The organism is Acidovorax sp. GW835-FHT14B10, assembly GCF_058793725.1.
Map to the genome: position 1 here is coordinate 66,609 of NZ_JBXAGC010000022.1, position 12,893 is coordinate 79,501.

General features: G+C 64.9%; 12 protein-coding genes and 1 pseudogene. 10 read left to right on the top strand and 3 right to left on the bottom strand.

Translation table 11 applies throughout. The features are described from left to right. Window positions 1-234 precede the first annotated feature (234 nt). From AC1Q5S_RS16295 to AC1Q5S_RS16320, 6 genes are read left to right on the top strand one after another with little or no spacing between them, the layout of a single operon-like run. A complete protein-coding gene (locus AC1Q5S_RS16295; protein WP_422202800.1) occupies window positions 235-1,863 on the top strand; it encodes an ABC transporter ATP-binding protein in 1,629 nt (542 codons plus the stop codon). Further along, window positions 1,850-2,932 carry an ABC transporter permease gene (locus AC1Q5S_RS16300; RefSeq protein WP_422202799.1) on the top strand — a complete coding sequence of 361 codons (1,083 nt, stop codon included), beginning with the start codon at window positions 1,850-1,852 and terminating at the stop codon, window positions 2,930-2,932. Before AC1Q5S_RS16295 ends, AC1Q5S_RS16300 begins: the two co-directional genes overlap by 14 nt. Further along, window positions 2,932-3,852 (top strand): ABC transporter permease, encoded by a 921-nt coding sequence (locus tag AC1Q5S_RS16305; protein ID WP_303834093.1) that lies wholly within the window; start codon window positions 2,932-2,934, stop codon window positions 3,850-3,852. Before AC1Q5S_RS16300 ends, AC1Q5S_RS16305 begins: the two co-directional genes overlap by 1 nt. 46 nt (window positions 3,853-3,898) lie before the next feature. Beyond that, entirely contained in the window at window positions 3,899-5,065 is a 1,167-nt protein-coding gene (locus AC1Q5S_RS16310; RefSeq protein ID WP_303834092.1) for a BMP family ABC transporter substrate-binding protein, read from the top strand. A gap of 45 nt (window positions 5,066-5,110) precedes the next feature. Continuing rightward, window positions 5,111-5,500, top strand: coding sequence for a DoxX family protein (locus AC1Q5S_RS16315; protein ID WP_303834090.1), 390 nt, complete (start codon window positions 5,111-5,113; stop codon window positions 5,498-5,500). A gap of 48 nt (window positions 5,501-5,548) precedes the next feature. Then, entirely contained in the window at window positions 5,549-6,598 is a 1,050-nt protein-coding gene (locus AC1Q5S_RS16320; protein WP_303834088.1) for an adenosine deaminase, read from the top strand. Window positions 6,599-6,642: 44 nt separating this feature from the next. Here AC1Q5S_RS16320 and AC1Q5S_RS16325 read toward each other — a convergent pair whose 3' ends face one another. Continuing rightward, window positions 6,643-7,089 carry an HIT family protein gene (locus tag AC1Q5S_RS16325; protein ID WP_303834086.1) on the bottom strand — a complete coding sequence of 149 codons (447 nt, stop codon included), beginning with the start codon at window positions 7,087-7,089 and terminating at the stop codon, window positions 6,643-6,645. A gap of 142 nt (window positions 7,090-7,231) precedes the next feature. Here AC1Q5S_RS16325 and AC1Q5S_RS16330 point away from each other — a divergent pair, with 142 nt between their 5' ends. The 3 genes from AC1Q5S_RS16330 to dcd are packed head-to-tail and all read left to right on the top strand — an operon-like array spanning window position 7,232 to window position 10,319. After that, the gene (locus tag AC1Q5S_RS16330) at window positions 7,232-8,335 is read left to right on the top strand and encodes a BMP family ABC transporter substrate-binding protein (RefSeq protein ID WP_303834084.1); all 1,104 of its coding nucleotides are present in this window, start codon (window positions 7,232-7,234) and stop codon (window positions 8,333-8,335) included. A gap of 46 nt (window positions 8,336-8,381) precedes the next feature. Continuing rightward, window positions 8,382-9,695: a guanine deaminase gene (guaD, locus tag AC1Q5S_RS16335; RefSeq protein WP_422202798.1), complete on the top strand. Its 1,314-nt coding sequence runs from the start codon at window positions 8,382-8,384 to the stop codon at window positions 9,693-9,695. 51 nt (window positions 9,696-9,746) lie between these two features. After that, complete coding sequence (dcd, locus tag AC1Q5S_RS16340; protein ID WP_026434615.1) at window positions 9,747-10,319, top strand: dCTP deaminase; 573 nt, start codon at window positions 9,747-9,749, stop codon at window positions 10,317-10,319. Window positions 10,320-10,327: 8 nt separating this feature from the next. On the opposite strand, the pseudogene AC1Q5S_RS16345 reads toward dcd, so the two are convergent. Next, a pseudogene (locus AC1Q5S_RS16345) lies at window positions 10,328-10,810 on the bottom strand (transposase); the annotation flags it as partial. A 137-nt stretch (window positions 10,811-10,947) separates the two neighbouring features. Further along, the gene (locus tag AC1Q5S_RS16350; RefSeq protein ID WP_303834078.1) at window positions 10,948-11,934 is read right to left on the bottom strand and encodes a LysR family transcriptional regulator; all 987 of its coding nucleotides are present in this window, start codon (window positions 11,932-11,934) and stop codon (window positions 10,948-10,950) included. A 284-nt stretch (window positions 11,935-12,218) separates the two neighbouring features. Here AC1Q5S_RS16350 and AC1Q5S_RS16355 point away from each other — a divergent pair. Beyond that, the coding region (locus tag AC1Q5S_RS16355; protein ID WP_492239075.1) for a dioxygenase family protein at window positions 12,219-12,893 on the top strand (675 nt) is incomplete at its 3' end.

The following is a 12,893-nucleotide window of genomic DNA, read 5'->3' on the forward strand; positions in this document are numbered from 1 at the left end:
CCACTTCGATTCGAAAGACGACCGTAAAGAGGTTGATGACAGGCAGAGCGCCCGTGCGCACCCGGCGCTGGCGCCGGCTCAAGCTTATGCCGCCCAGGCACACACCGCAATTTCCACGCCAGATGCAGGCGGGCATCTGCTTCTAAAAATATAGCTGCTCACGCATGTGGAACAAGCGCAAACCTTGTTTTTAACCCAATTGCCGTTCGTGAAAACTGAGCGACAATCGCCCGCATGAGTTCCACCCCCATTTCCCTTCAGCCGGGCACACCGGGCGGTTCCGGTGCGGTGCCGCCCCGGCTGCAGCTGGTGGGCATCACCAAGCGCTACCCGGCCGTTGTGGCCAACAGCGGTGTCTCGCTGACGGTGCAGCCCGGCGAGATCCATGCCGTGCTGGGCGAAAACGGTGCGGGCAAGTCCACGCTGATGAAGGTCATCTACGGCGCGGTCAAGCCCGACGAAGGCAGCCTGCACTTCAACGGCCAGGCCGTGCAGGTGCGCAACCCGCAAGAGGCCCGCGCGCTGGGCATCGCCATGGTGTTCCAGCATTTCAGCCTGTTCGACACCCTCACGGTGGCCGAAAACGTGTGGCTGGGCCTGGACAAGCGCCACGCCCTGACCGAGGTGACCGCCCGCATTGCGGCCAAGGCCACCGAATACGGCCTGGGTATCGACCCCCTGCGCCCGGTGCACACCCTGAGCGTGGGCGAGATGCAGCGTGTGGAAATCATCCGCGCGCTGCTCACCAACCCCAAGGTGCTGATCCTGGACGAGCCCACCTCGGTGCTCACGCCCCAGGCGGTCGAAAAGCTGTTCGTGGTGCTGCGCAAGCTCGCCTCCGAGGGCTGCAGCATTCTCTACATCAGCCACAAGCTGCACGAGATCCGTGCGCTGTGCACGGCCTGCACCGTGCTGCGTGGCGGCAAGGTCACCGGCGTTTGCAATCCGGCCGAAGAATCGAATGCCTCGCTCTCGCGGCTGATGATCGGCGCCGAGCCGCCGGCCCTGGAACACCGAGATGTGCAGGCCGGCGCCACCGTGCTCCGCGTTCAGGGCCTGTCGCTGCCCCGCGCCGACCAGTTTGGCGTGGACCTGGTGGACCTGTCCTTCGAGGTGAGGGCGGGCGAGGTGGTGGGCATCGCCGGTGTCTCGGGCAATGGGCAAAAGGAACTGCTCTATGCCCTGTCGGGTGAAGACCAGCGCGCCGAGCCGACCAGCATCCAGGTGGCGGGCCAGAACGCGGGCCGCATGGATCCCCGCCAGCGCCGGGCGCTGGGCCTGCACTTCGTGCCCGAAGAACGCCTGGGCCGCGGTGCCGTGCCCACCATGAGTCTGGCGCACAACCTGCTGCTCACGCGCACCAACGCGGTTGCGGGCAGTGGCTGGGTCCGGATGGGGGCGCTGCAAAAACATGCCCAGGCCCTCATCGAGCGCTTCAACGTGAAGGCGGGCGGCCCCCACTCGGCGGCCCAATCGCTGTCGGGGGGCAATCTGCAAAAGTTCATCGTGGGGCGCGAAATCGATGCCAACCCCGCATTGCTGATCGTTTCGCAACCCACCTGGGGCGTGGACGTGGGCGCGGCCGCGCAGATCCGCGGCGAAATATTGGCGCTGCGCGATGCCGGCTGCGCCGTGCTGGTCGTGAGCGAGGAACTGGACGAATTGTTTGAAATCTGTGACCGCCTGCATGTGGTGGCCAAGGGGCATCTGTCCCCCTCGGTGCCCCGCGCCGAAGCCACCGTGGAGCGCATTGGCGAATGGATGAGCGGCCTGTGGCATGCCGACGTGCAGGCGCATCTGGCCCGCAACAACCGCGAACAGCTCGCGCAACTCACCCAGGAGGCGCAGCATGTTCCGTCTTGAACCCCGCCCGCAGGCATCGCGCTGGTGGAGCTATGGCTCGCCGCTGCTGGCCCTGGCCGTCACGGTGCTGATCGGCATTGCACTGTTTGCCGCGCTGGGCAAGGACCCGGTGCGCGGCCTGCAGGTGTTTTTCTGGGAGCCCATCCGTTCGCAATACGCACTGGGCGAGCTCATGGTCAAGGCCACGCCCCTGCTGCTGATTGCGCTGGGGCTGGCCGTGTGTTTTCGCTCCAACGTCTGGAACATCGGCGCCGAGGGTCAGTTCGTCATCGGCGCCGTGGTGGCCGGTGGCGTGGCGCTGCTGGCCGACAAGACCTCGGGCCCCTGGATCGTGCCCGCCATCCTGCTGGCCGGCGTGCTGGGCGGCATGGCCTGGGCGGGACTCACGGCGCTGCTGCGCGACAGGTTCAATGCCAATGAAATTTTGGTCAGCCTGATGCTGGTGTATGTGGCCACGCTGGTGCTGGGCTACCTGGTCTATGGACCCTGGAAAGACCCCATGGGCTACAACTTTCCGCAAACCAAGACCTTCGAGAAGGTCACGCAGATCCCGCGGCTGATGCAGGGATCGCGCGTGAACATCGGGTTGCTGCTGGCCCTGGCGGGCGCGGGTGCGCTGTGGGTGTTCCTGTTTCGCACGCGGGCGGGCTTTGCCCAGCAGGTGGGCGGGCTGGCGCCGGCGGCGGCGCGCTATGCCGGGTTTTCGTCGCGCCGCGCGCTGTGGACGGCGCTGCTGGTGTCGGGCGGAGCGGCCGGCCTGGCGGGTGCGCTGGAAGTGGCGGGGCCGATTGGCCAGCTCACGCCCTATGTGCCGGCGGGCTATGGGTTCGCCGCCATCATCGTGGCCTTCGTGGGGCGGCTGCATCCGGTGGGCATGGTGTTTTCGGCCATCCTGATGAGCATGTTCTACATCGGTGGCGAGCTGGCGCAATCGCGCATGGGCCTGCCCAAGTCGCTCACGGGCGTATTCCAGGGCCTGCTGCTGTTCACGCTGCTGGCCTGCGACACGCTGATTGCCTTTCGCGTGCGCTGGGTCGGCAAGCGCAACATTTCCACGGGAGGCCGGTGATGGAAGCCTATGCACTGCTGATCGGTGCCACGCTCAGCGCGGGCACCGTGCTGGCCATTGCAGCCCTGGGCCTGCTCATCAACGAGAAGGCCGGCATCGTCAACCTGGGCGCCGAAGGCCTGATGCTGTGCGCCGCCATCGCGGGGTTTGCCACGGTGGTGCACACCGGCAACACCTGGCTGGGCTTTGCCGCCGGCATGGCGGCGGGGGCCTTGCTGGCCGCCATCTTTGGCGTGCTGGTGATCTGGCTCAACACCAACCAGTACGCCACGGGGCTGGCGCTCAGCCTGTTTGGCGTGGGGTTCTCGGCCTTTGCGGGCATCAGCTACGTGCAGGCCAAGCTGCCCGAACTGCCCCAGTACGCGATTCCCGTGCTGGGCGATGTGCCGCTGCTCGGGCCCGCGCTGTTCCGGCAGCACCCGCTGGTGTACCTCACGATGCTGCTGGCGGCGGTGCTGATCTGGTTCCTGTACCGCTCGCGCGCAGGGCTGGTACTGCGTTCGGTGGGCGAGTCACCCGGGTCGGCCCATGCGCTGGGCTACCCCGTGCGCCGCATCCGGCTGGCGGCGGTGATGGCAGGCGGCGCGCTGTGCGGACTGGCGGGGGCCTACATTTCCACCGTGTACACGCCGCTGTGGGTGGAGGGCATGGTGGCCGGGCGCGGCTGGATCGCGCTGGCCCTTACCACCTTTGCCACCTGGCGCCCGGCACGTGTCTTGTTCGGTGCTTACCTGTTTGGTGGCGTGACCATGCTCCAGTTTCATCTGCAGGCCACGGGCGTGCAGGTGGCCAGCCAGTTGCTGAGCATGCTGCCGTATGTGGCCACCATCGTGGTGCTGGCGCTGATTTCACGCAATCCGGCGTGGATCCGGGTGAACATGCCGGCATCGCTGGGGAAACCGTTTTATCCTGGCTCCTGAAATCTTGCTTACATTGTTGCCACCCTCTTTTTCATAAGGAAACCACATGACTGATCTGCAGAAACGCTCTTTGCTCAAGGTGGCCGCGCTCTCCGCCGTGGCTGCCGCCGCGCTTGCGGGCTGCGGTAAGAAGGAAGAGTCGGCCCCGGCGCCTACGCCCGCACCGGCCCCTGCGGCCGAAGCGCCCGCACCCAAGTCCGAGCCTCTGAAGATCGCGTTTGCCTACGTCGGCCCCGTGGGTGATGGCGGCTGGTCTTATGCGCATGACAACGGCCGCAAGGCCCTGGAAAAAGAGTTCGGCGACAAGGTCGTGACCAGCTTTGTGGAAAGCGTGCCCGAGTCGGCCGACGCCGAGCGCGTGCTGCGCGATCTGGCAGGCCAGGGCAACAAGCTGATCTTCGGCACCACCTTCGGCTACATGGAGTCCATGCTCAAGGTAGCGGCCGACAACCCGGGCCTGAAGTTCGAGCACGCCACCGGCTACAAGACCGCCGAGAACATGCGCACCTACGACAGCCGCACCTACGAAGGTGCCTACATGGCTGGCGTGATCGCTGGCGCCATGACCAAGACCCACACGCTGGGCGTGGTGGGCTCGGTGCCGATCCCTGAAGTGATCCGCAACATCAACAGCTTCACGCTGGGCGCGCAGTCGGTCAACCCCAGGATCAAGACCAAGGTGGTCTGGGTGAACGAATGGTTCAGCCCTCCGAAGGAAACCGAAGCCGCCACCTCGCTGATCAACGGCGGTGCCGACATCCTGTTCCAGAACACCGACTCGCCCGCCGTGCTCAAGACCGCCCAGGAAAAGGGCAAGCGCGCCTTCGGCTGGGACAGCGACATGACCGCCTACGGCCCCAAGGCCCACCTGGCGTCGGCCGTCATCAACTGGGGCCCTTACTACATCAAGGCCACCAAGGATGCGCTGGATGGCACCTGGGCCACGGGCCAGGCCTGGTGGGGCGTGAAGGAAGGCGCGATCGACATCGTCTCCATCGCCGAAGACGTGCCTGGCGACACCAAGGCCAAGGTTGAAGCCGTGAAGGCGGGCCTGAAGGACGGCAGCTTCCAGATCTGGAAGGGCCCCATCGTCGGCCAGGACGGCAAGCCCGTGCTGGAAAAGGACGTGGTGGCCGACGACAAGTTCCTGGGTGGCATCAACTTCTACGTCAAGGGCGTGGAAGGCAAGATCCCCGGTGGCGACAGGAAGTAAACCCCGACCGCTTTGTGATGACCTTGACCCTGGAGCAACAAAAAAATGTCCAATGACCTCGGAAAACTGCTTCTCCGCCTGACCTTGGGGAGCCTGATGCTGCTGCACGGCATCGCCAAACTCTCGTCGGGAGCCGATCACATCGCCGGCATGGTGGCCAGCCATGGCCTGCCGGGCGTGCTGGGCTACCTGGTCTATGTTGGCGAAGTGCTGGCACCTCTGCTGCTCATCGTCGGCCTGTGGACGCGTCCGGCGGCACTGGTGGTGGCCATCAATATGGTCGTGGCCATCGGGCTGGCGCACCTGGGCCAGCTGGGGCAGTTGGGCAAGTCCGGCGGCTGGGCCCTTGAACTGCAGGGCCTTTTTCTTTTCACGGCGGTGGCCGTCGCCCTTCTGGGCGCGGGCCGGTTCAGTCTGGGGGGGCGGTTCAACTGATTCGTTGCTCCGTTCCGCCACCCCGGGCGCCCATTCTGGAGTCTGCTGATGTTTAAAGTGCCCCCCCTGGCCCCACAGCGCCTGCAAAAGCTGCTGCGCGCGATGCCCAAGGCCGAACTGCATATCCACATCGAGGGCTCGCTCGAACCCGAGCTGATCTTTGCCCTGGCGCAGCGCAACGGTGTGCCGCTGCCCTATGCCAGCGTCGAGGCGTTGCGGCAGGCCTATGCCTTCACCAACCTGCAGAGCTTTCTCGACATCTACTACGCGGGGGCCAGCGTGCTGTTGCATGAGCAGGATTTTTACGATATGGCTCTCGCCTATCTTGCGCGAGCTGCTATCGATAACGTAGCGCATGCAGAAATCTTCTTCGACCCGCAGACCCACACGGCGCGCGGCGTGGCCATGGAGACCGTCATCAACGGCCTGCACCGTGCCTGCGAGGATGCGCACGCCGAGCTGGGCATCAGCGCCACGCTGATCCTGTGCTTCCTGCGCCACCTGAGCGAAGAGTCGGCTTTTGAAACGCTGGAGCAGGCGCAGCCCCTGCGCGACAAGATCGTGGGCGTAGGGCTGGACAGCAGCGAAGTGGGGCATCCGCCCGAGAAGTTTGCCCGCGTCTTTGCCCGCTGCCGCGAACTGGGCCTGCATCTGGTGGCCCATGCGGGCGAAGAGGGTCCACCGGCTTATATCTGGAGCGCCCTCGACGTGCTCAAAGTAGAGCGCATCGACCATGGCGTGCAGGCCGTGCACGACGCGGCCCTGATGCAGCGCCTGGCGCAAGACCGCATCCCGCTCACGGTGTGCCCGCTGTCGAACCAGAAGCTGTGTGTGTTTCCCGATCTGAAAGACCACAACCTGCGCCAGTTGCTCGACGCCGGCCTGTGCGCCACCGTCCACTCCGACGACCCTGCCTACTTTGGCGGTTACATCAACGAGAACTTCACCCAGGTATTTGCCGCAACGGCCATGACCGCGCGCCACGCCTACCAGCTGGCGTTCAACAGCTTCGAAGCCAGCTTTGCCAGCCAGGCTGACAAGCGCGTGTGGGAGCACCGCCTGAAGGAAACCTTTGAGCGCTTCGCCGAGCACGACTGACCACACCACCGAGGTTGCCGCGCAGCCCCAGCGCGGGTGCACCCTCAGCTGGCGGCAAGGGCTTCACGCAGTCTTGCCGCGTGGTCCAACAGCACCTCGGTCGATGGATTTTTGCGCGGCCACGACAGCGCAATGCCATCGTGCCCATGGCGCGGCACCACATGCAGGTGAAAGTGAAACACCGTCTGGTCACCCTCGCGGCCATTGGCCTGCAGCAGTGTCATCCCCGGCGGGTGGAAGACGGCCTGCACGGCATGGGCAACCAGCCGGGCCGTCTGCATCACGGCGGCGGCCTCCTCGGCGGTGATGTCCAGCAAGGTGGCCGCGTGGCGTCTGGTGGCCACCAGCACATGACCGGGGTTGACCTGGCCCAGGTCCATGAAGGCGATGGTCAGCGCATCCTCATGCACCCCGGCCGATGGAATCTCGCCGGCCACCAGGCGGCAGAAGATGCATTGGCCGGGAGGGGACGTATCGGCAAACATGGGCATGCGGCAATTCCTTGGCGTGGTGGGTGGAAGCTGCCATGGTAGCCCGCACGGGTGCTGCAGGGGCTGCGGTAAAATTCGGCGCAAAGACCGCTGTCCCGGCGGTCTTTTGCTTTTTGTCTCCGGGACCATGTAGAGGAACACCATGTACAAAAACCTCGCTGCCGCGCTCGCGGCCGCCTGTTTTTTCACCCCCGTTTTTTCCCAGACCCCCACCCCGCCCCAGGCGCCTGCCGCTGCGGTCGTGAAGGCCGGTTTCGTCTATGTCACGCCGGTCACCGATGCCGGCTGGACGCGCCAGCACGACGAGGGCCGCAAGGCCGTCGAGGCCGCGCTGGGCAGCCGGGTCCAGACCACCTTTGTCGACAACGTGCCCGAAGGGGCAGACGCCGAGCGCGTGATCCGCGACCTGGCCGCTACCGGCCACCAGATCATCTTCACGCCCAGCTTTGGCTACATGGAGCCCACGCTCAAGGTGGCGCAGGACTATCCCCAGGTCAAGTTCGAATCCATCACCGGCTACAAGCAGGCGCCCAACGTGGCCACCGCCAATGCGCGCTACTACGAGGGGCGCTACCTGGCAGGCATTGCCGCAGGCCGCATGAGCAAGACGGGTGTGGCCGGCTTTGTGGCGGGCTTTCCCATCCCCGAGGTATTGCAGGGCATCAACGCGTTCACCCTGGGGCTGCGCTCGGTCAATCCGCAGGCCACCGTCAAGGTGGTGTGGCTCAACGTGTGGTTCGATCCGCCCAGGGAGCGCGATGCCGCCATGGCGCTGTTCAACCAGAATGTGGACGTGATCGCCTTTCACACCGGCTCCACGGCGGTGATGGCGGCCGCGCAGGAGCGCGGCAAGATGGCGGTGGCCTACCACTCGGACATGCGCAAGACCGGGCCCGATGCACAGATCGTGGCCGTCACCCACCAGTGGGGTGCCTACTACACCGAGCGCGTGCGCGCCGTGCAGAACGGCCGCTGGAAAAGCGGCAATGTCTGGGGCGGCGTGCGCGAGGGCATGATCCGCGTGGGCGACTTTGGCAGCCGTGTGCCCCCCGCCGTGCAGCAGGAGGTGCTGGCCGCGCAAAAGGCGGTGGGGGCGGGCAGGGTGCACCCCTTCCGTGCGGGCAAGGCCGCCGTGCGCGACAACGAGGGGCATGAAGTCATCCCCGCCGGCACAACGCTTTCGGATGCGCAGATCCTGCAGATGAACTGGCTGGCCGAAGGGGTGCAGGGCAAGCTGCCGCGCTGAGGGGCGTCAAGGGGGAGCCGCAAGAGCGAACACTACACTGGCGGCCATGCCCGTCTTTCGCTCCGCCCTCTTGCGCTTTGCCGACGACGGCACGGCCCTGTATGACGCCGATGGCCTGCTGGCCGTCGGCCCCGACGCCCAGGGCCGCCAGCGCGTACTGGCCGCCGGTGCCTGGTCCGACCTGGCACCCCGCTTTGGCGGTGGGCCCGTCGAGCACCTGCCGGGCCGCATCATCGCACCCGGGTTTGTGGACATGCACATCCACTTTCCGCAGACCGATGTGATCGGCTCGCCGGCCGATGGCCTGCTGCCCTGGCTGGAGCATTGCACCTTCCCGCATGAAAAACGCTTTGCAGCACCCGAATACAGTGCGCAAGTGGCCCAGTTTTTCATCGCAGAGCTGCTGCGCAATGGCGTGACCACCGCGCTGGCGTTTGCCACATCGCACCCCGCCTCGGCGGAGGCCTTGTTCCGCGAGGCGCAGCGCCACCAGATGCGCCTGATCACCGGCAAGGTGCTGCAGGACCGCCACTCGCCCGACGGCGTGCGCGACGACACCGCGCAGAGCCTGATCGACACCGAGGCCCTCATCCGGCGCTGGCACGGCGTGGACCGCCTGGGCTATGCCATCACGCCGCGCTTTGCCCCCACCAGCACGCCCGCGCAACTGCGCGGCGCCGGCGAACTGGCCGCACGCTATCCCGATGTGTGGATCCAGTCGCATGTGGCCGAGAACCTCGACGAGATCCGCTGGGCGCGCGCGCTCTTCCCGGCATCGCGCAGCTATCTTTCGGTGTACGGCGACTTCGGCCTGCTGCGCGAACGCGCCGTGTATGCCCACTGCATCCATCTGGACGAACCCGACCGTGCCCTGCTGCGCGACACCGGTGCGGTGGCGGCCGTCAGCCCCACCAGCAACCTCTTTCTGGGCAGCGGCTTTTTCGACTACGCCGAGGCCGACCGCGTGGGCCTGGGCTACGGGCTGGCCAGTGACGTGGGCGGTGGCACCAGCTTCAGCCCCTTCCACACCATGCTGGCCGCCTATTACGTGGGCCGCGCCACGGTGGAAGGATTGCAGGGCAAGCGCGGCCTGAGCCTGCCGCCGGCGCACCTGTGGTGGCAGCACACGGCCGGCGCCGCCAGGGCGCTGGGCCTGGCGGGCGTGGTGGGCAACCTGCAGCCCGGCTGCGAGGCCGACTTCGTGGTGCTCAACCCCCAGGCCACGCCGCTGCTGGCGCGCCGCACGGCCCAGGCCGGCAGCCTCGACGAGCTGCTGTTCGCCATGATCGTGCTGGGGGATGACCGACTGGTGGAAAAAACCGTCATTTCTCAAGCAAAATACGGTCCTTGCGCTGGATGATCAAGCGCTGACAGCTATCGAAAACGTAGTAATGGCGAGGAATCCCGCACCATGAGCATCAAAAGCGACAAATGGATCCGCCGCATGGCGGCCGAGCACGGCATGATCGAGCCCTTCGAGCCAGGTCAGGTGCGCGAGGTCGAGGGCCGAAAAATCATCAGCTATGGCACCAGCAGCTATGGCTACGACATACGCTGCGCCCCCGAATTCAAGGTGTTCACCAACATCCACAGCACGGTGGTGGACCCCAAGCATTTCGACGAGAAAAGCTTCGTCGATTTTCACGGCGACAGCTGCATCATTCCGCCCAACAGCTTTGCCCTGGCGCGCACGGTCGAATACTTTCGCATCCCGCGCAACGTGCTCACCATCTGCCTGGGCAAAAGCACCTATGCGCGCTGCGGCATCATCGTCAACGTCACGCCGTTCGAGCCCGAGTGGGAAGGCTATGTGACGCTGGAGTTCTCCAACACCACACCGCTGCCCGCGCGCATCTACGCCGGCGAGGGCTGCGCGCAGGTGCTGTTCTTCGAGAGCGACAAGGACGACGTCTGCGAAGTCTCCTACAAGGACCGGGGCGGCAAATACCAGGGCCAGGTGGGCGTGACGCTGCCCAGGGCCTGAGGATCTGTTCAAAATCTTGCAAGCAGCAGCGCCAAGAATGGCAGATGGACACACTGCAAGCGGGTGTTGAGCAGCCGCTCGCAGTTCTGCCATGGCCGCCGGTTCGTCTCCAGCCAGGCAAAGCTGCGCTCCACCACCCAGCGCCGGGGCATCACCTTGAACCTGTGCAGTTCGCTTCGCTTTGCGAGCTTTACGGCGACCCGTCCACCCAGAATGTCTTGGACGCCCTGGGCAAACGGTTTGCCTACATAGCCGCTGTCACACAGCAGCGCTTGCACCCGGCTCAGCGCAGGTTTGCAACGCTGCAGCGCCTGCAAGGCCCCTTTGCGTCTTGCCCGCGCCATAGCCTTTGAAGGCCGCTGTGTCCGTGTTCTTCACGCTCTGTGCGTCCACGATCAAGAACGCGCTGGAGGCGCTGCGCCCCAGTCTCTCTCGGACCACTTCAACCTGATTTTTTTTAAAGCCTGCTGCGGGCACTCTCCAGCAAGGCGCGGATGGGCTCGAATTTCTCGGGGCTGATGTCACCGGGGTATTTGGCTCTCGTGGGGCCCGCAGCCTCGCTTCCGCCAGAGCGACCAACGATCAGTGGAGAAAGATTGTGAACAGGTTCTGAGTGCCGCGGGTATCTTCAGCCGTTCGATGTTTTGGGTCGGTGGGTTTTGCGCGCGGCGGGCTTGGCCTGGGGCTCGGTCGGATTCGGGAAGACGTTGTGTTCCACATCGAGCCACGGCGGTTTCTCTGCATACATGTCCCGCACCAGCTGCTTGATGGCATCGATGTACCAGGCGTTGTCGTTGAGTCGGTGGCTCAGGATGATGGGGGACGTGATGTGCGGGTCGTCGATCAGGCGGTAAAGAAGGTCGCTGCGCAGGCGTGCGGACGCTGGAATGAGGCATAGCCCGGACTCCGCTGCCACCATGCCCAATGCCGTTTGAATCTCCCGCACCTCATGCACCTCGCTCGGGCGTATGGCCTGGTCGTTCAGCAGGCTGAGGACATGGTCGGCGAAGCTCGGGCGGGGCTCCTTGGGGTAGATGATCAGCTTCTGGCCGGTGATCTCCTTGAGGCTGATTCGACTGGACTGGGCAGCCAGGGGCGAACCCGGAGGAATGGCCAGCACCAGCCGCTCTTCGCGCAGAACCGTCCGGGCTACCGATGAGTCATTGCTTCGGATGCGTCCGAACCCCACGTCGATGCGGCCGGATTTCAGGGCCATGAATTGTTGCATCGACGTGAGCTCCACCAGCTGGACATCCACGTCCGGGTAGTGTTGGCGCAGCTTGCGAACCAGCATGGGCAGGCCGCCGTACAGTGTGGATGCGACAAACCCCAGGGACAGGGTCTGTCGCTGGTGCAGGCCGATCTGGCGGGTTGCTGTTTTCAACTGATCGACCCGGTTGATGATTTGCAGCGCCTGCTCATAGAAGGTGCGCCCCGCTTCGGTCAGTCGCAGTGGGCGGCTATTGCGCAGGATGAGCTGCACCCCGAGCTCGTCCTCCAGAAGTTGAATCTGGCGACTGAGAGGGGGCTGTGCAATGTGCAGCAACTCGGATGCCCGGGTGAAGTTGCGCGCATTGGCGACGGCCACGAAATATTTGAGTTGCCGGATGTCCATAAGGGAAAACCATATGATTTGTGGTTTATTGGTTTTTAAGTTATTGATTTGTATGCGTTAAATCAATAACTATACCTTCTGGGTATTGTGCAAGACGATTTTAGTGTTGGATGGTTTGCGGGTCGCACGGTCCAATCCTGTCCATGCAACACCGGTCATCTCTGCGCTTGCAAGCTGGAACAGCCGTTATGGCGCGGTGACGCTGGTTGCGGCGGGCGGTGGACATGGTGGCCCAGCCGCATTGCTGCCGATGCATTTTTTACCCAACGACACGAGGAAATCGCATGCACACCCACATTTTCGACACCCCCGAAGTGCAGGACTTCCTGCGACTGGCCAGCGGCCAGAGCCAGGCCGGCGGCAACGCCCGCGCCAAGCAGATCGTGCACCGCCTGCTGTCGGACCTGTTCAAGGCCATCGACGACCTGGACATCACCTCGGACGAGTATTGGGCAGGCATTGCCTACCTGAACACCCTGGGCGCCCGTGGCGAAGCCGGCCTGCTGTCGCCTGGCCTGGGCCTGGACCGCTTCCTGGACATGCGCATGGATGCCAAGGACAAGGAACTGGGCATTGCAAACGGCACGCCCCGCACCATCGAGGGCCCGCTGTATGTGGCAGGCGCCCCCGAAGCGCAGGGTTTTGCCCGCCTGGACGACGGCAGCGACAAGGCCGGCCACACGCTGGTCATGCACGGCACCGTGCAGGGTGCCGATGGCAAGCCCCTGCCGAACGCCAAGGTCGAGGTGTGGCACGCCAACACCAAGGGCTTCTATTCGCACTTTGATCCCACGGGCGAGCAGCAGGGCTTCAACATGCGCCGCACCATCATCACCGACGCGCAGGGCCGCTACAAGTTCCAGAGCATCGTTCCCAAGGGCTCAGGGCAATCGCATCTAAATAGTGATACCCAAGACGCGCTCCAGATAGCCCAGATTCCACCCCGCACGCTTGCGCTT